The sequence below is a fragment of the Rhizobium aureum genome, from assembly GCF_030182495.1.
GTDB lineage: Bacteria > Pseudomonadota > Alphaproteobacteria > Rhizobiales > Rhizobiaceae > Rhizobium > Rhizobium tropici_C.
In genome coordinates this window covers 103,095-125,861 of the sequence record NZ_JAQJCI010000003.1, presented here as the reverse complement: position 1 = coordinate 125,861, position 22,767 = coordinate 103,095, and the positions used below count along the sequence as shown (strand labels likewise).

Annotated in this window: 18 protein-coding genes and 1 riboswitch; of the genes, 10 read left to right on the top strand and 8 right to left on the bottom strand. The window is 61.7% G+C overall.

The window, feature by feature from the left end; genetic code table 11:
• The first annotated feature begins 81 nt into the window (after positions 1 to 81).
• The 5 genes from PH552_RS09385 to PH552_RS09365 all read left to right on the top strand — a co-directional run bounded on the left by PH552_RS09385 (position 82) and on the right by PH552_RS09365 (position 4,996).
• Positions 82 to 1,107 carry an aldose epimerase family protein gene (locus PH552_RS09385; protein WP_113249620.1) on the top strand — a complete coding sequence of 342 codons (1,026 nt, stop codon included), beginning with the start codon at positions 82 to 84 and terminating at the stop codon, positions 1,105 to 1,107.
• Positions 1,108 to 1,227: 120 nt separating this feature from the next.
• Positions 1,228 to 2,001 carry a GntR family transcriptional regulator gene (locus tag PH552_RS09380; RefSeq protein WP_112341733.1) on the top strand — a complete coding sequence of 258 codons (774 nt, stop codon included), beginning with the start codon at positions 1,228 to 1,230 and terminating at the stop codon, positions 1,999 to 2,001.
• Complete coding sequence (locus tag PH552_RS09375; protein ID WP_112341568.1) at positions 1,998 to 3,029, top strand: SIS domain-containing protein; 1,032 nt, start codon at positions 1,998 to 2,000, stop codon at positions 3,027 to 3,029. The genes PH552_RS09380 and PH552_RS09375 overlap by 4 nt, the downstream gene beginning before the upstream one ends.
• Positions 3,029 to 4,186, top strand: coding sequence for an N-acetylglucosamine-6-phosphate deacetylase (gene nagA, locus PH552_RS09370; protein WP_113249619.1), 1,158 nt, complete (start codon positions 3,029 to 3,031; stop codon positions 4,184 to 4,186). Before PH552_RS09375 ends, nagA begins: the two co-directional genes overlap by 1 nt.
• Positions 4,187 to 4,267: 81 nt before the next feature.
• Positions 4,268 to 4,996, top strand: coding sequence for an SIS domain-containing protein (locus PH552_RS09365; RefSeq protein WP_113249618.1), 729 nt, complete (start codon positions 4,268 to 4,270; stop codon positions 4,994 to 4,996).
• A gap of 203 nt (positions 4,997 to 5,199) precedes the next feature.
• On the opposite strand, the gene PH552_RS09360 is transcribed toward PH552_RS09365, so the two are convergent.
• From PH552_RS09360 to PH552_RS09340, 5 genes are all read right to left on the bottom strand, one after another.
• Positions 5,200 to 8,379 (bottom strand): efflux RND transporter permease subunit, encoded by a 3,180-nt coding sequence (locus tag PH552_RS09360; protein ID WP_112341573.1) that lies wholly within the window; start codon positions 8,377 to 8,379, stop codon positions 5,200 to 5,202.
• A complete protein-coding gene (locus PH552_RS09355) occupies positions 8,376 to 9,557 on the bottom strand; it encodes an efflux RND transporter periplasmic adaptor subunit (RefSeq protein WP_112341734.1) in 1,182 nt (393 codons plus the stop codon). Before PH552_RS09355 ends, PH552_RS09360 begins: the two co-directional genes overlap by 4 nt.
• Positions 9,558 to 9,874: 317 nt before the next feature.
• Entirely contained in the window at positions 9,875 to 11,704 is a 1,830-nt protein-coding gene (locus PH552_RS09350; RefSeq protein ID WP_112341574.1) for an ABC-F family ATP-binding cassette domain-containing protein, read from the bottom strand.
• A gap of 2 nt (positions 11,705 to 11,706) precedes the next feature.
• The gene (locus PH552_RS09345) at positions 11,707 to 12,360 is read right to left on the bottom strand and encodes a thiamine diphosphokinase (RefSeq protein ID WP_113249616.1); all 654 of its coding nucleotides are present in this window, start codon (positions 12,358 to 12,360) and stop codon (positions 11,707 to 11,709) included.
• Positions 12,361 to 12,432: 72 nt separating this feature from the next.
• Complete coding sequence (locus PH552_RS09340; protein ID WP_112341576.1) at positions 12,433 to 12,960, bottom strand: MarR family winged helix-turn-helix transcriptional regulator; 528 nt, start codon at positions 12,958 to 12,960, stop codon at positions 12,433 to 12,435.
• Positions 12,961 to 13,125: 165 nt separating this feature from the next.
• On the opposite strand from PH552_RS09340, the gene PH552_RS09335 reads away from it, so the two are divergent.
• From PH552_RS09335 to PH552_RS09315, 5 genes are all read left to right on the top strand, one after another.
• Positions 13,126 to 14,664 carry an MDR family MFS transporter gene (locus PH552_RS09335; protein WP_112341578.1) on the top strand — a complete coding sequence of 513 codons (1,539 nt, stop codon included), beginning with the start codon at positions 13,126 to 13,128 and terminating at the stop codon, positions 14,662 to 14,664.
• A gap of 70 nt (positions 14,665 to 14,734) precedes the next feature.
• Positions 14,735 to 14,851, top strand: a riboswitch (TPP riboswitch).
• Between the two features lie 86 nt (positions 14,852 to 14,937).
• Positions 14,938 to 15,930 (top strand): thiamine ABC transporter substrate binding subunit, encoded by a 993-nt coding sequence (thiB, locus tag PH552_RS09330; RefSeq protein WP_246698491.1) that lies wholly within the window; start codon positions 14,938 to 14,940, stop codon positions 15,928 to 15,930.
• 10 nt (positions 15,931 to 15,940) lie between these two features.
• Positions 15,941 to 17,578, top strand: coding sequence for a thiamine/thiamine pyrophosphate ABC transporter permease ThiP (thiP, locus tag PH552_RS09325; RefSeq protein ID WP_285165937.1), 1,638 nt, complete (start codon positions 15,941 to 15,943; stop codon positions 17,576 to 17,578).
• Positions 17,571 to 18,299 (top strand): thiamine ABC transporter ATP-binding protein, encoded by a 729-nt coding sequence (locus PH552_RS09320; protein WP_285165893.1) that lies wholly within the window; start codon positions 17,571 to 17,573, stop codon positions 18,297 to 18,299. Before thiP ends, PH552_RS09320 begins: the two co-directional genes overlap by 8 nt.
• Positions 18,300 to 18,674: 375 nt before the next feature.
• Positions 18,675 to 20,102: a M48 family metalloprotease gene (locus PH552_RS09315; protein ID WP_112341736.1), complete on the top strand. Its 1,428-nt coding sequence runs from the start codon at positions 18,675 to 18,677 to the stop codon at positions 20,100 to 20,102.
• A 44-nt stretch (positions 20,103 to 20,146) separates the two neighbouring features.
• On the opposite strand, the gene PH552_RS09310 is transcribed toward PH552_RS09315, so the two are convergent.
• From PH552_RS09310 to fdxA, 3 genes are all read right to left on the bottom strand, one after another.
• Positions 20,147 to 21,010, bottom strand: coding sequence for an RNA polymerase factor sigma-32 (locus PH552_RS09310; protein WP_112341582.1), 864 nt, complete (start codon positions 21,008 to 21,010; stop codon positions 20,147 to 20,149).
• A 406-nt stretch (positions 21,011 to 21,416) separates the two neighbouring features.
• On the bottom strand, positions 21,417 to 21,989 hold the full coding sequence (locus PH552_RS09305) for a CarD family transcriptional regulator (protein ID WP_112341583.1): 573 nt from the start codon (positions 21,987 to 21,989) through the stop codon (positions 21,417 to 21,419).
• A 398-nt stretch (positions 21,990 to 22,387) separates the two neighbouring features.
• The gene (gene fdxA, locus PH552_RS09300; protein WP_112341737.1) at positions 22,388 to 22,726 is read right to left on the bottom strand and encodes a ferredoxin FdxA; all 339 of its coding nucleotides are present in this window, start codon (positions 22,724 to 22,726) and stop codon (positions 22,388 to 22,390) included.
• Positions 22,727 to 22,767: the final 41 nt, after the last annotated feature.

Genomic DNA, 22,767 nt, shown 5'->3' with positions numbered 1-22,767 from the left:
TTCGCCCCTGACCGGTTGCGGATCGCGGCGAATGGGGGCAGGGTCTGGCCTCGCATTTCGATAGGGAGCGGATGAGCAGATATGACGGAAAGCACTTTGCAGCGGGAACATTTTGGGACGACGGCCGATGGAGAGACCGTCTATCGCGTTAAGATCGTGGGCGGCGGCCTGACGGCGCATATCATGTCCTGGGGCGCGGTCATCCAGGATCTGCGTCTTGATGGCCACGGGCCCTCGCTGCTGCTCGGCTTCGACGATTTTGCCGATTATCCCGCCCACTCCTCCTATTTCGGCGCCACGCCGGGACGCTGCGCCAATCGCATCGGCGCCGGTCGCTTCACGCTTGATGGTAAGCAGTACCAGCTGGAGCTCAACGAGAAGGGCGTCACCCATCTGCACGGCGGCAAGAACAATATCGCCAAGCGCAACTGGACCATCGTCGAGCACGACACAGACCGCGTTGTCCTGAAGATCGTCGATCCCGATGGCCGCGCCGGTTATCCCGGCAACTGCACGATCCAGGCGACCTACCGGGTCCATGGCAACGGCGAACTGTCGGTCACCTACGAATCGACCACCGACCAGCCGACGCTCGCCAATGTCTGCCAGCATGCCTATTTCAACCTTGACGGCCGCGAAGATGCCCTCGGCCACGACATCATGATCGCCGCCGATCACTACACGCCGACGGACGACAAGCAGGTGCCGACTGGCGAGATCCGCTCCGTGGAAGGCACGGTCTTCGATTTCCGCGAGATGGCGCCAATGAAGCGCTTCGAAGGAAGCGAGCAGGCGCTCTACGATCACAATTTCTGCCTCTCGCCCGAGCGCACCGCCAAGCGCTCCGTCGTGCTTGCCCGCAGCGTCAATTCCGGCGTCTCGCTTGAAGTTCGCACCACCGAGCCCGGCGTGCAGTTCTATACCGGCTTCAAGCTCAACGTGCCGGTTCCCGGCCATGACGGCCGCAAAATCGGCCCGTTTGCCGGTTTCTGCCTGGAAACGCAGGTCTGGCCCGACGCCATCAACCACGAAGGCTTTCCCAACGCCGTGCTCCGCCCGGGCGAGGTATTGCGGCAGGAAACGGATTACATCTTCACCAAGAACTAAGCTGGGAATGCCGGCTTTCCTAAATTTCGGCCGGGCGTCCAAAGCGCCCGGCCGATTCTTTTTTGCCTGCAGCCAGATTCATCTTGTGAATTGGTTCTAAATAGGTTCTATATGGCAGCCATGGATAGAACCAGTTTGATCACCGAACTGAACAATCGCGGCTTGAGCGACGAGACCGCGAGCGGCCCGCTTTACAAGCGCTTGGCACAGGCACTGACCGGCCTTATCCAGGAAGGCCTGCTGAAACCGGGCACGGCACTGCCGGGCGAGCGCGATCTCGCCGGCGCCCTGCAGATCGGCCGCGTCACTGTGCGGACAGCCTATCGCGACCTGCTCACCTCAGGCGTCATCGAATCCCGTCACGGCAGCGGTACCTTCGTCTCGCAGCATGTGGAGCGCATCGAACAGCCGCTCTGGCGTCTCTCCTCCTTTTCCGCAGACATGCGCTCGCGCGGCCGCGAACCGGCAGCGCGCATCCTGTCCCGGACTGTCAGCGCGCCGGCGCCGGAAGAATCCTTCCTGCTCGGCCTCGGCCTAGACGAGCCCGTGCTGCGGCTCGACCGACTGCGCCTGGCGGATGGCCAGCCGCTTGCCATCGAGCGCGCCGTCGTTCCCGTCAAATTCCTTGGCGAAGACGCCATATCCGAAGGATCGCTCTATGATGCGCTGGCCGCCAAAGGTTTCAAGCCGGTGCGTGCCCAGCAGAGGCTGACGGCCGTGACGCTCGACCCGACATCCGCATCGATCCTGACCGTCAAGGCCGGGGCGCCGGCGCTGCTGATCGAACGCGTCTCCCGGCTCGCGGACCAGCGCGTCGTTGAATACACACGCTCGCACTATCGCGGCGATGCCTATGATTTTGTTGCTGAATTGAGAATTGGAGATGACCAATGAGCGAGACCCAATCCCTGATGCTGACGGAAGCCGGACAATCGCCGGAGGTGATCGCAACCCTGCTTGAAAAGGAAAAGCCCGCTTTTGCCGAGATCGCGAAGCTTTTCGCCTCAGGCCGTCCCTCGCTGATCACGACGGCGGCGCGCGGCTCTTCCGACCATGCCGCCACCTTCTTCAAGTATCTCTTCGAAATTTCCTGCGGCATCCCGGTCGCCTCCGTCGGCCCATCGATCGCCTCGGTCTATGGCGCACCTCTTCACCTGAAGGGCGGCATCCACTTCACAGTCTCACAATCCGGCGGCAGCCCGGATATCATCGCGCTGCAGGCGGCCGCCAAAAAGGGCGGTGCGACGACGATCGCCGTCGTCAACGTCACGGATAGCCCGCTTGCCAAGGAAGCCGATATCGTGCTCGGGCTCAATGCCGGCCCGGAAAAGAGCGTTGCGGCCACGAAATCCTTCATTGCCTCCGTCGCCGCGCTCGCTGGCGTCACCGCAGCGATTTCGCAGGATAAGACGCTATCTGCCGGCCTCGCAAAGCTGCCGGAAGCGCTTGCCGCAACCTCGGGTATCGACAGCAAGGCCGCGGAGGACGTGCTTTTCAACGCCTCCTCGCTCTATACCGGTGGCCGCGGCCCGGCCTTTGCCATCGCGCTCGAAGCGGCGTTGAAGGCCAAGGAAACCGCCGGCCTGCATGCGGAAGCCTTTTCGCTCGCCGAACTCATGCATGGCCCGATGCGCCTCGTGCAGCCGGGCTTCCCGATCGTGGCCTTCTCGCCCGACGATGCCGCCTTCGCCAACAATGCCCAGGCGCTCGAACGTCTGCAGAAGCTCGGCGCAACCGCCGTCTCCTTCTCGACCGCACCGCTTGCCGGCATCAACCTGCGCATGCCGACGACCGGCAACGGCCTGCTCGATCCGCTCGTCTCGCTGCTATGCTATTATCGCCTCGTCGAGTCCGTAACGCGGCGCAAGGGCTTTGACCCGGATAAGCCGGCTAACCTTCTCAAGGTAACGGAGACCATGTGATGGACTACAAGGTCTTTACCGGCGCCCGCATCTTCGATGGCGACCGTTTTCATGAAGACAGTGCGCTCGTCATCGGCAATGCCCGCATCCATGCCATCACCGGCATCAACGATGTGCCTGAGAACGCCGAAACGATCCAGCTGAAGGGTGGCGTGCTCTCTCCGGGCTTCATCGATGCACAGGTGAATGGCGGCGGCGGCCGTATGCTGAACGACGAGCCCTCGCCCGAATCCATGTTCATGATCGCCGCAGGACATCGCCCCTACGGTACGACATCGCTGCTGCCGACCCTCATTACCGATGTCGCAGCCGCGACCACGGCGGCGATCGAAGCGGCCGTCGAGGCCGTGAAGGCCAATCGCGGCGTTGCCGGCCTGCATCTCGAAGGTCCGCATCTGGCGCCTGCCCGCAAAGGCGCGCATCTCGCGGAGCTGATGCGTCCGGTCGAAGACAGCGACGTCCGGACCTTCATCCGCGCCCGTGAGGCGATCGGCACGCTGCTTGTCACGATCGCGGCCGAACAGGTGACGGAGCGGCAGGTGCAGGCACTCAGCGAAGGCGGCGTCATCGTCAGCATCGGCCACAGCGATTGCACGGCGGAAGCCGCCAATGCGCGGTTCGATGCCGGTGCGCGCGGAGTCACTCATCTTTTCAATGCCATGAGCCAGATGGGCCATCGTGCCCCCGGTCTCGTTGGGGCGGCGATCGATCATCCCGCCCCCTGGTGCGGCATCATCGCCGACGGTCATCACGTCGAGCCGATTGCACTCAGGGTCGCGCTGCGCGCCAAGCGCGGTGAGGGCCGCCTGTTTTTCGTCACCGACGCCATGTCGCTCGTCGGAACCGACCTTCCGAGCTTCACCCTGAACGGCCGCACGGTCTATCGCACCAAGGGCGGTTATTGCTCCAAGCTGACGCTCGACGACGGCACGCTGGCGGGCTCCGATGTCGATATGGCCTCCACCGTCCGCTATGGCGTCAATATTCTCGAGCTGCCGCTGGCTGAGGCCCTGCGCATGGCGACCTCCTATCCCGCCCGTTTCCTGCGGCTTGCTGATCGCGGCCATCTGGCGCCGGGAATGCGCGCCGACCTCGTTCACATCAACGACGGCATCGAAGTCACCGAAACCTGGATCTCCGGCGAGCCTTCGCGGTAGATCATTTCCAGGAAAGATGCGCAGCGAAATCTCGCCCCGAATGCGCAAAACAAAGAGTAGCACTCGAAAGGGAGGCTCGACATGAGCGCAGTCACGGACAGCTATTTCTCCGCCCTCGTCGGCCGGCTGGAAACCCTGCGTGAAACGCTGGCCGAGCCCATGTCCCAGGCTTCGGCCGCCATTTGCACGGCTGCACGCGCCGATCGCCGCGTCTATGTCTTCGGCACCGGCCATTCGCACATGCTGGCGGAAGAAGTGCATTATCGCGCCGGCGGTCTCGCCTTCACCATCCCCGTGCTTGTGGGATCTGCCATGCTGCATGAAGGCGCCGTCATCAGCTCGGTCTATGAGCGCACCGAAGGTCTCATCCGCCCGATTTTCGAGCGTTACGGCATGCAGCCGGGCGATGTGCTGATCATCGCCTCCAACTCCGGCGTCAACGCGGCGCCGCTCGAGGCCGCCGATTATGGCCGCGAGATCGGCGCGACAGTCATCGCCATCACATCGCTCGCCTATTCGGCCGCAATCGCCAATGGTCGCAGGAAGCTCGCCGATATCGCCGATATCGTGCTGGATAACGGTCTGCCGCCGGGCGACGCTATGGTCGAGCTGCCAGGTACCGCTCTGAAGGTCGGCCCGGCGTCGACGGCGGTCGGCGCCACCGTGCTGAACGCCATCTTCGCCGATGTCGCCGCCGAACTTTGCAAGGACGGCGATCCGCCGGTCTACCTCAGCGCCAACATGCCGGGCGCCAAAGAGACCAATCAGCGGCTCGTTAAGAAATACCGGCCGCGCAATCCGCATCTCTAAAGTAGTCAGCGGCTTTTCGCATTTAGAGCGTGATGCCGAAAAGCGTAGGCGGTTTCGGACGACATCACGCTCTACGTCTTTCATTCTAGCGCGGATTCAGGTTTTAGGTCGACTCGACCTATCATCCGGCTCTAGCTTCATAAAAGCGGAAATATGGAGCGGCCGAGCGTTTCCCGTGAAACGCTCGGCCGCTCCATTTGACATCACTGTGCCGCTGCATCTGTGACCGAGGATTCCTGTGCTGCAGCTTCTGCCTGTCGGCGCCGCCGGCGCAGGACGACATAGAAGACCGGCGTCAGGAACAGGCCGAACAGCGTCACGCCGAGCATGCCGGAAAAGACTGCCGTGCCGAGCGACTGGCGCATTTCCGCGCCTGGGCCGGTAGCGATCATCAGCGGCACCACGCCGAAGATGAAGGCGAAGGCGGTCATCAGGATCGGACGCAGACGCAGATGGCTGGCCTCGATCGCGGCTTCGACAGCGCTTTTTCCCTCAAGCTGCGCCTGCCGGGCGAACTCGACGATCAGGATCGCGTTCTTGGCCGCAAGACCGATCAGCACGATCAGCCCGATCTGCGTGAGGATATTGTTGTCCATCCCTCGCAGATACACGCCGATCAGCGCCGCCAGAACCGCCAACGGCACGATGAGAATGATCGCAAGCGGCAGGATCCAGCTTTCATACTGCGCCGACAGCGCCAGGAAGACGAAGATGACCGACAGGGCGAAGATATAGATCGCCGTGTTGCCGGTGTGCTTCTCCTGATAGGCGAGCTCCGTCCATTCGAAGGTCGTGCCCGATGGCAAGAGGTTCTTTGCCAGCCCCTCCATAGTGTCGAGTGCCGTACCCGTAGAAACCCCCGGCCCTGGATTACCCTGGAGAGGGACCGAGACATACATGTTATAGCGCTGCACGAGCGTCGGCCCGGTCGTATCCCGGATATCGACCAGCGTGCCAAGCGGCACCAGCGCCCCGGTCGCCGAACGCACCTTCAGCGCCAGAATGTCCTCGCGATCCATGCGATATTGCTGATCGGCCTGCGCCCGCACCTGATAGACGCGGCCGAAGGCATTGAAGTCGTTAACATAGGAGGTGCCGAGATTGATCGACAGCGTCTCGAAGATATTCGGGATCGGCACGTTGAGCGCCCGCGCCTTGTCGCGGTCGATCGCCAGGAAATATTGCGGGCTGTTGGCGGAGAAGGTGGTGAAGACGCCGCTGACGCCTTTGTTTTGCGCCGCGACGCCCATCATCTGGTAGGCAAGCGGCAGTATGCGTCGCATGTCCGGGTTTTCCCGGTCCATGATCTGCATCTTGAAGCCGCCGGAATTGCCGATGCCTCGAATCGAGGGCGGCGGAATGGCGATGATGAAGGCCTCCTGCAGGCCCTGCAGACTGCCGAAGAGCTGGCCGATGATCTTCGTCGCCGACTCCCCGCTCTTCAGCCGTTCCTCGAATGGCTTGAACGGCGTGAAAATCACGCCCGAGTTCGAGGCATTGGTGAAGGTCGCGCCGTTGAAGCCGGCGAAGGCGACGGCATTGGCGATGCCGGGCGTCTTGTTGATGATACCGGTCGCCTTCTGGATGACGGCGTTGGTGCGCGCAAGCGAGGCCCCATCGGGCAATTGGACGACGACGATGGCATAGCCCTGGTCCATTGTGGGAACGAAGCCCTGCGGCACGATCCGGCCCATGTACCATGTGCCGGCGAGCAGCCCGGCAAAAACGAGAAGCGCGCAGGCGAGCGCCGCCCAGGTCGTCACCAGATGGCGGACGATCCAGGAATAGCCGCGGCTCATCCGCTCGAAACCCCGGTTGAACCCGTCACCCAGAGCACGGCCGAAGCGCGCGAAGATATTGTTGGATTTCTCGTGGCTATGCGGGCGCAGCACGATCGCGGCGATCGCCGGTGAGAGCGTCAGCGAGTTCAGGCAGGAGATCGCCGTCGCGACCGAAATCGTCACTGCGAACTGCCGGTAGAACTGTCCGGAGATGCCCGGAATGAAAGCGGTCGGCACGAAGACGGCGATGAGCACCAGCGAAATTGCCAGAACGGCAGTGCCAACCTCGTTCATCGTCACATGCGACGCCTCCTTCGGCGTCATGCCGAGCGAGAGGTTGCGCTCGACATTTTCGACCACCACGATCGCATCGTCGACGACAATGCCGATCGCCAGCACGAGGCCGAACAGAGTCAGCATGTTCAGCGAGAAACCGAAGGCAAGCAGGAAGGCGAAGGTGCCGATTAGCGAGACTGGGATGGCGACGATCGGGATGATCGCCGTCCGCCACGATTGCAGGAAGACCAATACCACGATCGCGACGAGAATCGCCGCCTCGAAAATGGTCTTGTAGACCTCATGGATCGATTCGGCGATGAACTCGGTCGGGTTATAGATGATGCGATATTCAAGCCCCTGCGGGAAATCCTGCGCCAGGGTCTCCATCGTCTTCTGGATATCGGCAGCGGCGGCAAGCGCGTTGGTGCCGGGCCGGGCGAACACGCCCAGCGCCACCGCCGGGCTGCCGTTCAGATAGCTGTTGGTGACGTAATCCTGAGCTCCGAGCTCGATGCGGGCGACATCCTGCAGCTGCACGAGGCGGCCATTACCTGTTGCCTTGACGATGACATAGCGGAATTGCCGCGCATCGGAAAAGCGCCCTTGTGTCGTCACCGTATATTGGAAAGCATTGGTGCCCGAAACCGGCGGCCCGCCGATCGCACCGCCGGACACCTGAACGTTCTGATCCCGAAGCGCCTGCACGATGTCGCCTGCAGTCATGCCGTAGGCGGCGAGCTTTTCCGGATCGAGCCAGATGCGCAGCGAATATTGCCGCTCGCCGAAGAGCTGCACATCGCCGACGCCATCCAGACGAACGAGAAGGTCGCGGATGCGCGTACGCGCATAGTTGGAAATATAGAGCTGATCGTAGCGGTTGTTCGGCGAGAGAAGATGCACGACCATCATCAGGTCGGGCGAGCTCTTGACGGTCGTAATGCCGATGCGGCGAACGTCGTCAGGCAGGCGCGGCTCGGCAATGGCGACGCGGTTCTGTACCAGCACCTGCGCCTTGTCGAGATCGGTGCCGAGCTTGAACGTGATCGTCAGGGACATGGAGCCGTCGGCACTGGAATAGGAGGACATGTAAAGCATGTCCTCGACGCCGTTGACCTCCTGCTCGATCGGCGTCGCCACGGTATCGGCAATGGTCTGCGCGTCGGCGCCCGGATAGGAAGTGCGCACGACGATCGTCGGAGGCGCGACCTCCGGATATTGAGCTACCGGAAGCTGGAAATAGGCGATGCCGCCGACGATCAGCAGTACGATGGATAGGACCGATGCAAAGATCGGCCGATCGACGAAGAAGTGGGAAAACCTCATTGGTTCGTCCCCTGTACGTCGGCCTGGGCCGGCGGCTCCTCATTCGTCGCCTGCTGCGGCAGTTCGATCAACTGCGGCGTCACCTTGGCGCCGGGCCGAATGCGCATCAGCCCGTTGACGACGATCGTTTCGTCGCCGGTCATGCCGTCACGGATGACGCGATAGCCATAGAGCTTCGGCCCGAGGCGCACCGGCTTCGGCGTGATATTACCGGCGGTATCGGCGACATAGACGACGCGCTGGTTCTGGTCCGAGCCGATAGCTTCATCTGGGACCAGGATCGCCTTGTAGCTGTTCGAGCCTTGCACCTGAACGCGTCCGAACAGGCCAGGCTGCAGGATGAGATCAGGGTTCGGGAAGCGGGCGCGGACGCGGATCGTGCCCGTCTCGTTGTCGACGCGGTTTTCAGCGAAATCGAGCTTGCCCTTGAACGGCTTCTGCCGTTGATCGGCAATCGTGACGGTCACGTCAAGCCCGCCGCCGCCCTGCTGCAGGGCGCTGCCGTTCTTGCGGGCCTCGTCGGCATAGGAGAGCAGACGGCGTTCGTCGACGTCGAAATAGAAATCGATGGGATCGAGCGACACGATGGTGGTCAGCACGGTCTGATCGGCCTGCACGAGATTGCCGACCGAAATCAGCCGTCGGTCGATGCGGCCGCTGAGCGGCGCGGTGATCCGGGTGAAATCCATATCCAGATTGGCGCGATCGACAGCGGCCTGCGCGCCACGCACATTCGCCTCAGCGGAAACGAGATCGCGACGGCGGTCGTCGAGGGTCGAAGCCGACTGGCTGCCCGTCGTCGACAGCGATTGGGCGCGCTTGAACTGCGCATCGGCAAGCGTCAGCGACGATTTCGCCACTTCCAGCGAGGCCGTCGATTCGTTCAGCGCGGTCACGAATGGCCGTTGGTCGATGACGAAAAGCAGGTCGCCCTGTTTGACGATAGCACCATCCTGGAAATGCACTTCCTGAAGATAGCCGCCCACCCGCGAGCGCACAGAAACCTCATCGACCGCCTGGAAGCGCCCGATGAACTCGTCACTGTCGACGACATCGCGAACGATCGGCTTGGCGACCGTCACAGGCGGGGCCGGCGGCGCACCCTGCGCCAGCGCCTGAGCGCCCGAGAAAACGGCAAAAACACAGCTGAACAAAACGGCACGCGGCAGCATCGGCATGAAGCCCCCTTCGAAAAACCGCATACGGCAAGAGGCGCCGTTATCACGGTAAGCACTCACAAAATTTGCCTGCAACTTTCCGCAAAAGACCCGTCGCCATCAGGCGCCATACAACCGGGTCTCTTCGGACTTCCCCAACATGCGCCCGGGCCGCGCGGGCCCGGGTATCATCCAGCCCTCGGGGGGCCAGCATCACGCGTTTAATGTATAAACGGTTTATCGAATTGGACAACAGGCAATGAAGCCGGCGCAATCAAAACGCAACCAATTGTTTTCATTATACGGAAAGACGCCCATAAGATGAGCTGGCCGAGCGATCAGCCCTCCAGCTCCTCGCGCAGCATTTCGAGCTCGAGCCATTCCTCTTCCATGCTGACAAGGCTTTCTCGCAGCTTTTCCATCTCCGCCGCCAGGCGATTGAAGGTTGCGGGATCCTTGGAAAAGAGGTTCGGATCGGCCATCTTCTTTTCGCGAGCTGCAATCTCGGCTTCCGCCTTGGCCATGTCCTTCGGCAGGTTTTCGAGCGCGAATTTCTGCTTGTAGGAGAGCTTGCCCTTGCCTTTCGAGCCTTCGGCGACCGGTGTTGCGGCTTCGGCTGATTTCGGCTTTTCGGCCGCCTTTTCCGCCCGCTTGCGCTCCTCGATCGCGCCCTTGCGCTGGGCCAGCATGTCGGAATAACCGCCGGCATATTCGATCCAGCGACCATCGGGCTCTTCCGGATTGGCGGGAGCGATCGTCGAGGTCACGGTGCGATCGAGGAAATCGCGGTCGTGGCTGACGAGGATGACCGTGCCGGCAAAGCCGGACACGATTTCCTGCAGCAGATCGAGCGTCTCGATGTCGAGATCGTTCGTCGGTTCGTCGAGGATCAGGAGATTGGTCGGCCGCGACAGGATGCGGGCCAGCATCAGCCGCGCGCGTTCGCCGCCGGAAAGATTCTTGATCGGCGTGCGCGCTTGTTCGGGCTGGAAGAGGAATTCCTTCATATAGCCGGTCACATGCCGCTGCTCGCCGTTGACGAGGAGGTTCTCGCCGCGGCCGTCGGTCAGATAATTGGCGAGCGTGTCCTCCGGGTTCAGCTCCTCGCGCTTCTGGTCGAGTGTCGCGATCTCCAGATTGGTGCCGAGCTTCACCGTGCCGCTGTCCGGCTCCAGCTGGCCCGTCAGCATTTTCAGCAGCGTTGTCTTACCGGCACCATTCGGGCCGACGAGACCGATGCAATCGCCGCGATGCACGCGAATCGAAAAGGGCGCGACGATGACCCGCTCATCATAGGCTTTGGTGATCTTGTCAGCCTCGATCACCAGCTTGCCGCTTTCCTGCGCATCGGAAGCAGTCGCCTGCACCGTGCCCAGAGCGCCCTTGTGGCCACGATAGCGCGAACGCATATCCTGCAGCTCGCCGAGGCGGCGCATATTCCGCTTGCGCCGCGCCGTCACGCCGTAGCGCAGCCAATGCTCCTCGCGCTCGATCTGTTTGCCAAGCTTGTGCTGTTCCAGTTCCTCGGCCTCCAGCACTTGATCGCGCCAAGCCTCGAAATGGGCGAATCCCTTGTCCAGCCGGCGCGAGGTGCCACGATCGAGCCAGACGGTTGCGGTCGAAACCTTTTCCAGAAAGCGACGGTCGTGCGAGATCAGCACGAGTGCGCTACGGCTCTTCTGCAGCTCGCCTTCCAGCCATTCGATGGTCGGCAGATCCAGATGGTTCGTCGGCTCGTCGAGCAGCAAGATGTCCGGCTCGGGCGCCAGAACGCGTGCGAGGGCCGCACGGCGGGCTTCGCCGCCGGAGAGGTTCTTCGGATCCTCTTCACCGGTCAGGCCGAGATGTGAGAGCAGATAGGTGACACGATAGGGATCGTCGCCAGGCCCGAGACCTGCTTCAGCATAAGCCGCGACCGTCTTGTAACCAGCAAAATCCGGCGCCTGCTCGAGATAACGTACGGTCGAAGACGGATGGCGGAACACTTCGCCCGACTGCGCCTCGACGAGACCCGCGGCGATCTTCAGGAGCGTCGATTTGCCCGAACCGTTGCGGCCAACAAGGCAGATCTTGTCGCCCGGCTCCACCTGCAGGCCGGCACCGGCGAGCAAGGGCGCACCGCCAAAGCTCAGGAAGATGTCGTCGAGTTTCAGAATGGGAGGGGCCAAGATCAGACTCCGCTGAGATCATAGGGGCGGGCAAGGATGATCGCCCTGCCGCTGCCGAGCGAAAAGCGCACGTCGCCTTCCGCCACATTGGAAATGGTGCGCGACGCGCCAAAGGGCAAATGGAAATCGCGCAAAGGGTAACGGGCATTGTCGATGAAAAGGCCCGACAGATCGCTAAAACCGAGGACGGAAAACAGCGAACCGGCCGGCAGCGCCAGCGTGAGATCGCCCGGCCGAAGCGGCACCGCTTCCTCGTCACCGGATGTCAGCAGGACATCGAAGCCCTTCTCGGCCAAGCAGATCCCATAAAGCAGATGCTGGATGGCATGATCGGAGCGTTCGCCGCCCATGGCGCCGGCGAGAATCAGTCTTGTGGCGCCGCGATCGACCGCTTCCGAGACGGCAATTTCACCATCGGTCGCAGCCTTCGCCGCCGGATAGGGCTGCTTGGGCACATCGGGAAAGGCAGCTTGCAAATCCGCGGGTGTGGAATCGAAATCGCCGACCCACAGCTCAGGCTCCACTCCGAGCGCGACCGCGTGGCGCATGCCGCCATCGGCTGCGATGAAACGGCTGCCGGAAATGGCGGCGCGCAACCGCTTTGTCAAGCGAAGCTCGCCTCCGAGCAGGATGGTGAAGGTGGTGGACTGGCTCATGAGGCATGCCCATAGCGCAAAGTCATGTCCCTAGGGAAGAGCAGCATAGGCAAGAACGGCCGCGAGGGCGGCTCAGTCGTCCGTTTCCTTGAGGCGCGCCTGGAAAACCCGCTCATAGCCGCTGACATAACGATCAAACAGCAGCGAGAAGCTCTCGATCTCCTCCTGCGTCCAGTCGGCGAAGATGCTGCCGATGACGGAATATTTCTGTGCCTGGATCTCCGACAACAATCTCTGCCCGAGCGCGGTCAACACCACCACGATGCGCCGCGCATCCGCCTGCGACGCCTTGCGCCGCAACACGCCACGCGTCACCATGTCTGCAACGATGCGGCTCGCCCGCGACGGATCGATGCGCAGCATCTCGGCAATCGTGCCGACGGTGACTTCGCCCGTCTCCTCCGCTCGCCGCACGACATCGAGCACGTCGAGATGGGACAGCTCGAGTCCCGGCGCGACGCTCTGGATGGCAAGCCTGCCGATCATGCGGCGACCTGTCAGCAGGCGCATGCGCGTCATCGCATGGCCGATACGCAGGAGATTCTCGTCGTCGGTCAGGGCCTGGGCTTCAATTTCACGTGTATTCGTCGCAGATGTCATCTTTCCACCATACCAGAGGCGGTAAAGAAATAAAACATGCAAACAGCATTCACCTGTCATTGACATTTATGTGCTAACGGCACATATATATCGACTATGAAAACCGGGCGTCCCGCGCATTCGATCGACCGCGCAGCGTTTCGGCCAAGTTCGGATTTTTGCCCCATGGACATGCAGACAACGTTCGCGCCGCTCGTAGCGGATCATAAACGGCGGCTTATACTCTTTCTGTTTCTGATGACTGCCATGTTCATGGCAACGCTCGACAACCAGATCGTCTCGACGGCGCTTCCGACGATCGTTGGCGAATTCGGGCATCTGGAGCGTTTCGGCTGGATCGGGTCAGCCTATCTTCTCTCGCTCTCCGCCGTCATGCCTGTCTACGGCAAGCTCGGCGATCTCTTCGGCCGCAAATATGTGATGATGACGGCGATCGCGATCTTCACGATCGGCTCCGCCGTCTGCGGCCTGGCCGTCTCGATGGACACGCTGATTGCCGCCCGCGTCCTTCAGGGCCTTGGGGGCGGCGGCATCCTGGTGTCGATCTTCGCCGTCAATGCCGATCTCTTCGAGCCGCGGGAACGCGCCCGCTACCAGAGCTATTCCAGCCTCGTGCTGATGGCGTCAGGCGCCATCGGCCCGGTTCTCGGCGGCACGATGAGCGATCTCTTCGGCTGGCGCTCGATCTTTCTCGTCAATGTGCCGATCGGCTTTGTCGTGCTGGCCGGTCTCGCCTTCATGCTGCCCTATCGCAAGCCGGCCCGCCGGCCGAAGATCGACTATGCCGGCGCGACCGTTCTTGCACTGACGACGACGAGCATCGTGCTTGCCGCCGACGGCACCGAACTCTTCGGATCGCTGCTGTCGCCGCAGTGCCTCGGCATCATCGCCTTCGGCGCGATTTGCGCCATCGCCTGGGTCTTCATCGAACGCCGCGCGCCCGAGCCGATCGTGCCGATGACGCTGTTCCGCAATCCAACATTCGGCCTCCTGCTGATCATCTCGATCACCAGCGGCGCCGTGGCCATCGGCATGGTGAATTATTTCGCGCTCTTCCTGCAGACGACGACTGGCCTTTCGCCCTCGATGGCCGGCCTGCTGTTCATTCTCCTGACCGGCGGCATCGTCTGCGGCTCGCTCTCGGCCGGCCGGCTGATTGCGGCCAAAGGGCGTTACAAACCCTTTGCCATCGCGAGCGCTGCCTGCAGCGCCATCGCATTTGGCTTGCTCGCCGTCCTGCCTGCCGGCACGCCCGTCGTCTTCATCGGTGGCCTGATGCTGCTGCACGGCATCGGTATCGGCCTCGCGCAGCAGGTTCCCGTCATCGGCGTGCAGAATGCGGCCGGTGCCCGGGACGTCGGCGCGGCGACCGGTGCGGTCACGCTCTCGCGCATGGGCGGCGCCTCGATCGCCATCTCCGTCTACGGCGCCATCATCGCCGCCAAGCTCGGCAATGTCGGCGTCTCCATATCGGGCGTATCCGATATCGAACAGTTGACGCCGAAGATGATGGCCGCATTGCCCGAGGCGACCCGCGAGGCCGTCGCTAACGCCTATGCGAGCGCTTTCAGCCCGCTGTTCATGACGGCTGCCGGCATCTGCCTCATCGGACTGCTGACCGCGCTGACGCTGAAGAACGTGCAGCTGCCCGGTGCAACGAAGAAATTCGAAAGCCCAACGGCCGCCGCTCACGCCGCCGAGTAAGATCACCCACCTGCAATCGACAGGGGAATCATTTCCCTTGTCATCCCTTCGTCACAAGGCTAAATCTGCCGACGCTCTAACGGGGTGCCTCATATCCTCTAGGATATCTGGCTGAGAGGCTTTCACTGGCCAACCCGCGGAACCTGATCCGGCTAACACCGGCGGAGGGATTAGACGCGTGACGAAATCATAGCGCCCTTTTCCCCTTCAAGACGAAACCAAAGTGGAGGCGCTGTCGTGCAAAACCGATCCCTATTGTCATTCTTCGCCGGCCTGGCCCTTTCCGCCGGCGCTACGTTTTTTGCTGCCCAGACGGCCGAGGCAGCCGACAAGACCTTGACCATCTACACCTATGAGAGCTTCACCGCCGATTGGGGTCCGGGCGCCAAGGTCAAGGCCGCCTTCGAGAAGACCTGCGGCTGCACGGTCAACTACGTCGCCGTCACCGATGGCGTGGCACTTCTCTCCCGCCTGAAGCTGGAAGGTACGGGCACCAAGGCCGATGTCGTTCTCGGCCTGGACACCAATCTCATAGATGAAGCGAAGGATACCGGCCTCTTCGATGCAAGCGGTGTCGACACCTCGGCCCTCAAGGTTCCGGGGGGTTTCAAGGACGACGTCTTTGTGCCCTATGACTACGGCCATTTCGCCGTGATCTACGACAGCCAGACGGTCAAGAACCCGCCGAAGAGCATGAAGGATCTTGTCGAGGGCGACCCCTCGCAAAAGATCGTCATCGAAGACCCGCGCACCTCGACGCCGGGTCTTGGCCTGCTGCTCTGGGTCAAGTCGATCTACGGCGACAAGGCAGCCGATGCCTGGACGAAGCTCAAGGGACGCATCCTGACCGTCACCCCCGGCTGGTCGGAAGCCTACGACCTATTCACCAAGGGCGAAGCGCCGATGGTGCTCTCCTACACGACGTCGCCGGCCTACCACATGATCGAAGACAAGACCGACCGCTATCAGGCGGCCGCCTTCTCGGAAGGACACTATATCCAGATCGAGGTCGCCGGCCTCATCAAGTCCTCGCCGAACAAGGAGCTTGCCCGCGATTTCCTGAAGTTCATGATCTCCGCCGGTTTCCAGGACATCATCCCGACAAGCAATTGGATGATGCCGGCCTCCGCCACTTCGGAGCCGCTGCCGGATGCCTTCAGCAAGCTCGTCGTGCCGTCGAAGACCTTCCTGATGAGCCCCGAGGTCGTCGACAAGAACCGCAAGGCCTGGATCGACGAATGGCTGGCCGCCACCAGCGGCAACTGATGCCTTGACGATACTTACGGCACCAGAGCGAAGACGCGCCATTTCCAGCGGGGCATTCGGCCTCGCCGGCGTCGTGCTCTTCGTCGGGATCGCCGTCTTCGCCCTCTTAGCCGCCGGTATCGAATCCGGCGACACCAATCCCCTGACAGATCCCTACTTGCTGCGCGTCCTGCGCTTCACGCTGCTGCAGGCGGTGCTCTCGACCCTGTTATCGGTCGTGCTCGCCATACCCATCGCGCGCGCACTGGCGCGTCAGCCCCGCTTTCCGGGTCGGCTATGGCTGATCCGGATGATGGCCGTGCCGATGGGCCTGCCGGTGCTGATAGGCGCGCTCGGCCTGCTCGGCATCTGGGGCCGGCAGGGGCTTATCAATCAGACGCTTACGGCGCTTGGCCTGTCGCAGCCCGTCAGCATCTATGGCCTGGCCGGCATCCTGCTGGCGCATGTCTTCTTCAATATGCCCCTCGCCTGCCGGCTGATGCTGGCCGGGCTGGAGCGGGTGCCGGCGGAATACTGGCTTGTGGCAGGCGGGCTCGGCATGCGGCCCGCCTCGGTCTTTCGCTTCATCGAATGGCCCATCCTGCTCGGTCTCATACCCGGCATCGCCGGCCTGATCTTCATGCTCTGCGCCACCAGCTTCACGCTGGTCCTGATCCTTGGCGGCGGCCCGGCCGCAACGACGCTGGAAGTGGCGATCTATCAGGCGCTCCGCTTCGATTTCGATCCCGGCCGCGCCGTGATGCTGTCGTTGCTGCAGATCGCCGTCACACTCCTCGTTCTCGGCGCCATGACGCTGTTTCGCGCCCCCGACGATCATGGGCTGACCAGCGGTCGCGCGCTTCATCGTATCGATGGCCAAAAGACGGCTGCACGATGGATTGACGCTTTCCTGCTGTCGGCCGCTACTCTCTTTCTCGGCCTGCCGCTCGCTTCGGTTGTGGTAACTGGCCTGAAGGCAAACCTTCCGAAGCTCGCCGCCCAGCCGATCTTTCTGCAAGCAGCCGTCACCAGCGTGGCGATTGCGCTCGCCGCCGGCCTTCTGGCGGTCTTGATATCCTTTGCAATCATCCGCGCCCGATCGGTGATCTCGGCGGATCGCCGCAAGACCGCCAGCCTGCGCAGCCTGGCGGTCGCCTTGAGCGCGAGCTCATCCCTTATCCTACTCGTCCCGCCGATCGTGCTGGCAACTGGCTGGTTCCTGGCGCTGAGACCATTGGGTGATCCCAGCCGCGTTGCCGCCATCCTCATCATTGTCATCAATGCGCTGATGGCGCTGCCCTTCGTCATCCGCGTCATCGAACCGGCCTATGCGGTCCATGTCAGCCGCACCGAACGGCTGGCGGCGAGCCTCGGCCTTCACGGCATTGCCCGCCTCCGCCTCATCGATTGGCCGGGCCTGCGCAAGCCGTTCTTCACCGCCCTCTCGTTCGCCATGGCGCTGTCGCTCGGCGATCTCGGCGCGGTGGCGCTCTTCGGCTCGGATAGCCTGATGACCCTGCCCTGGCTGGTCTATAGCAAGCTCGGCAGCTATCGCACGAACGATGCCGATGGATATGCCTTGATCCTCGGCCTGGTCTGCCTTCTTTTGACCATCGCCGGCACGGCCGGCCAGAGCATGAGCGATCACGAAAGCAACAGAAATGACTGACGGCCACGACATGAAGAAACAAGGCATTGCCATGGCCGGCGTCGAGCTGCGCCTCGGCACGCATGATTTCCGCTTCGATTGCACGTTGCCGCAGGGCAAGATCATCGCCATCGCCGGGCCGTCGGGATCCGGCAAATCCACCTTTCTCAATCTATTGGCCGGCTTCGAGCAGCCCGATCGCGGCCGCATCCTGCTTGCCGGGCAGGACGTGACCGGCCTGCATCCCGCCGACCGGCCGGTGTCGCTGGTCTTTCAGGACAACAACCTCTTTGCCCATCTCGATCTCTTCACCAATGTCGGCCTTGGCATCAGCCCTTCATTGAAGCTTTCGGTACAGGATCGGCAAAGGGTCTCGGAGGCGCTGGCGCGCGTTGGGCTTCCTGGCTTCGAGAAGCGCAAGCCGGGGACACTTTCCGGCGGCGAACGACAGCGTGCCGCCTTCGCAAGGGCGCTGGTGCGTGACAAGCCGATCCTACTGCTGGACGAACCCTTCGCCGCCCTTGATCCAGGCCTACGCTCCGGCATGGTCGAACTTTTGAAAACCCTGCATCGCGAGAGCGGCAATACGGTGCTGATCGTTTCGCATGATCCGGCCGAGGTGCGGCGTCTTGCCGACCATGCCGTCTTCATCGAGGGCGGCGCGATCAGGCTTGCCGCCTCCATCGAGACCTTCCTGACGGCGGGCGACATTCCGGCATTGACCACATTTCTGCAGCATTGATTGCGCTGCAGCATCTTGCTGTCGGCTTTGCCTTAATTTCGTCGTGCCGAACGGCTGAAAGTCCTCGGAAATGCTTGCTAAAATACAACGCCGCCACATTTAAACGGAGTCTCGCTATGCAACCGGTGCCAAAATCGGCTAGAGCAAGGGTTGGAGACCGTCCGGGCAGATGCGGATCGATGGGGATGCAGGCAACCTCTATCGGTGCGCGACGATGATCAGCCCGGTAACGATCAACCGGATTTGGTGCCGAGCCGGCATGGCAGCGAAATGAGTGGGATACTGGTACTGAAGCAGAGCGAACGAGCAGAACGAAGGATCAGCGTGACCGTCGCAGCCCGTTTGCGCCGCCTTGCCCCGCTCCTTGTCGCTGCCATGGTGCTGGACAGCTGCCAGACGGTGATGGATCAATCCTATCAGCCGAGCGTGTCGCCGTCCGCCAATCCGCAGATCGTCTCCGAGGTGCAGAAAAACGACCCGCGCGCGCAGATGGGTGCGCGCGAGCATCCGCGCATCCTTGCAAGCTACGGCGGCGAGTACAAGGACGCCAAGACCGAGCGGCTCGTCGCCCGCATCGCCGGGGCCTTGACCAGCGTGTCGGAAAATCCGCAGCAGTCCTATCGCATCACCATCCTCAATTCGCCGTCGATCAACGCCTTTGCACTTCCGGGCGGCTATCTCTACGTGACCCGCGGCCTTCTGGCGCTTGCCAATGATGCTTCCGAAGTCGCTGCCGTGCTGTCGCACGAGATGGCGCACGTGACAGCCAATCACGGCATCGAGCGGCAGAAACGCGAGGAAGCCGAAGTCATCGCCAGCCGCGTCGTTTCGGAAGTCCTGTCGAGCGATCTGGCCGGCAAGCAGGCGCTCGCGCGCGGCAAGCTGCGCCTCGCCGCCTTCTCGCGCCAGCAGGAACTCCAGGCCGACGAGATCGGCATCCGCACGCTCGGCCAGGCCGGCTACGATCCGTATGCCGCTGCCCGCTTCCTGAACGCCATGGAAGACTACAGCCGCTTCATGTCGGCCAATTCCGATGCCGACCAGAGCCTTGACTTCCTTTCGAGCCACCCGAGCACGCCGCAGCGCATCGATCTTGCCAAGGCGCATGCCCGCGAATTCGGCGAGGAAGGCAAGGTCGGCGACATCGGCCGCGATTATTACCTGAACGGTATCGATGGCCTGCTTTATGGTGACAGCCCCGAGGAAGGCTATGTCCGTGGCCAGACCTTCCTCCATGGCGGCCTCGGCATCCGCTTCGACGTGCCGCCGGATTTCCGCATCGACAACAAGGTCGAGGCCGTCATGGCGACTGGCCCCGGCGATATCGCCATCCGCTTCGACGGTGTTGCCGACAGCCAGAACCAGAACCTGACGAACTATATTTCCAGCGGCTGGGTGACGGGCCTCGATCCCTCTTCGATCCAGTCGATCACCGTCAACGGCATGCCGGCCGCAACCGCGCGCGCTTCGGCCGATCGCTGGGATTTCGATGTCACGGTCATCCGCGACCGCACGCAGATCTTCCGCTTCCTGACAGCCGTGCCGAAGGGGAACATCGCCCAGCTCAACCAGACGGCGGACGTGCTGCGCTCGAGTTTCCGGCACATGACGCCGGATGAGGCAGCCTCGCTGAAGCCGCTCAGGGTCCGCGTCGTCACCGTCAAGCCGGGCGACACGATCACGACGCTCGCCGCCCGCATGATGGGCACCGACCGCAAGCTCGACCTGTTCAAACTGATCAACGCCCTACCGACCGGGGCAACGATTGCGCCGGGCGACAAGGTCAAGATTATTTCGGAATAGCGATCGGCCTATCTATCTTCTCCCTGGCCGGGAGAAGAGCAGTCTCACGCGTAGCTCGCCATACGAGGATCCGCATCGACAAGCGCGTTGCGGAGCTTGTCCATTGCGCGGCTTTCGATCTGACGCACACGTTCCTTGGAAATTCCGAGATCGGCGCCCAGTTCTTCGAGCGTCGCTCCGTCTTCGACGAGGCGTCGTGCCTGGATGATCTTCATCTCGCGTTCGTTGAGATGCTTCAGCGCCGAGGCAAGCCATATGCGCCGGCGTTCGCCGTCGATCATGTCGGAAACCTGCTCGTCCGGAAGCGGCTCGTCGCTGATGAGAAAATCGATACGCTCCGCGCTTTCGGAATCGCTCGATATCGACGGCGCCTGCAGGGACGTATCGCTGCTGGAAAGGCGCGCATCCATGGTCTGCACGTCGGCAAGACTGACCCCGAGCGCAACTGCGATTTCCTCATGGATGGACTGGACGGTAACGCTCGAATTGCTGCGGGCGAGCTTGGCGCGCAGGCGTCGAAGATTGAAGAACAAGGCCTTCTGCGCCGAACTCGTGCCACCACGCACAATCGACCAGTTGCGCAGAATATAGTCCTGGATGGAAGCGCGGATCCACCAGCTTGCATAGGTCGAGAAGCGAACTTCCCGTTCCGGTTCGAAACGGGCGGCCGCCTCGAGGAGGCCGACATAGCCCTCCTGTACGAGATCGCTCATCGGCAATCCGAAATTGCGGAATTTGCCCGCCATGGAAATGACGAGGCGCATATGGGCAGTTGCTATCTGGTTGCGGGCGCCGCGATCATCATGATCCTTCCAGCGTATAGCAAGATCATGTTCTTCGTCGCGATCGAGATAGGGAGCAGCCATCGCGACTTTGATCATACGTCGATCTGCAGACATGTTCGTCATACGCATCTCCTAGGTTCGGCCTCAAGTCGTCTTCAGTGCCGCGGTCGACGAAAAGGGCAACAAGTATCGTTTCCGAACATCGCTGCTCGGATGGAAATCAATGAATGAAATTCAAATTGGAGACCGATATCCGGTTCGCCGGATAATCGATGACTAGTCTTGTTCGATCTCAGCGAATGGGTCTGGCGATTGAAGCATGTTCAGATCGCCGGGGGGCTTCGGATGAAAACGCATAGGCCGGTCCTCGTGAATGTCGATAATACGGCCAGTTCGGAACCTCTCCCCACAGGAGTGCACCCACACCGACCGTTAACACGAGGCTTAAACGCGGCAGAAGCAAAAAGGTTCCAAAGAAAAAACCCGGCACGAAGGCCGGGTTTTTTGAAGCTGGATTGGCGCGCTCGCCTTAGGCTGCTTCGTCCTGGGAATCATCTTCCTCGACGACCTTGCCGCGCTTGGGACCCTTGTTGAGATTGGTCTCGACAAGGCGAACGGCTTCGGTTTCCGACATCTTGTTGACGGCTGCAATTTCGCGCGCCATGCGATCGAGCGCAGCTTCGTAAAGCTGACGTTCGGAATAGGACTGCTCGGGCTGGTTCTCGGCGCGATAGAGATCGCGAACCACCTCGGCGATGGAGAGCAGATCGCCGGAATTGATCTTGGCATCATATTCCTGCGCGCGACGCGACCACATGGTGCGCTTCACGCGGGCTTTGCCCTGCACGACCTTCAGCGCCCGCTCGACGAAATCCGTCTCGGAAAGCTTGCGCATGCCGATGCTCATGGCCTTGGCCACCGGCACCTTCAGGCGCATCTTGTCTTTCTCGAAGTCGATTACGAACAGCTCGAGCTTCATGCCTGCGACTTCTTGTTCTTCGATGGCAGTGATCGTGCCGACGCCGTGGGCCGGATAAACGATCGCTTCACCAGTTTTGAAGCCATGGCGTGCTGCTGAAGGTTTTTTCTGCTGGGTCGTCATTCTTTTCAAAAACTCCCTGTTACGCGCCCGGTTGGGCCGGGTGCCGGGTCAGTCAGGCCCGGATGAGACGGACGTACCGTCGGGGTCACTTCATCCTGGTCCAGCCAGACTTATGCAAACAGAAACCCACCCATCGCGATCTAAGACCCGACAACACAAACGGTTGATATGTCAAGGAAACCGCGTACGGATTGGTGATTTGCTTTCGTGATGGTTTTGGGCATGCGAAATGCCGCAGTGGATCAGTGTGCGGAACCTATCACAAAAATCTGAGGAAATCAATAATTTGCTGTACGCGCGCCAAAAGGGCCACGTTGACCGCTATGCGGCCTGACGGCAATGATTCGCTTTCTGCGATATCGACTACACCTTTATCGACCGCCTGTCACGGCCCTCGGTCAGTCGCCGGTTCCTGGGTTCGCTGAGAAATACTTCTCGAACTTTCCTTCTTCGCCATCCATCTCCTTGGCTTCCGGCAACGGGTCGCGCTTGACCGTGATGTTGGGCCAGATGGCGGCATACTCCATATTGATCTTCAGCCACTTGTCGAGGCCCGGCTCCGTATCGGGCTTAATCGCCTCGGCGGGACATTCCGGTTCGCAGACACCGCAATCGATGCATTCGTCGGGATGGATGACGAGAAAGTTCTCGCCTTCGTAGAAGCAGTCAACAGGGCAGACTTCCACGCAATCGGTATATTTGCAGCGGACGCAATTATCGGTCACGACATATGTCACGAAGCACTCCAGGAATGTCTTTAGCTTCCGCGGATGCGCAA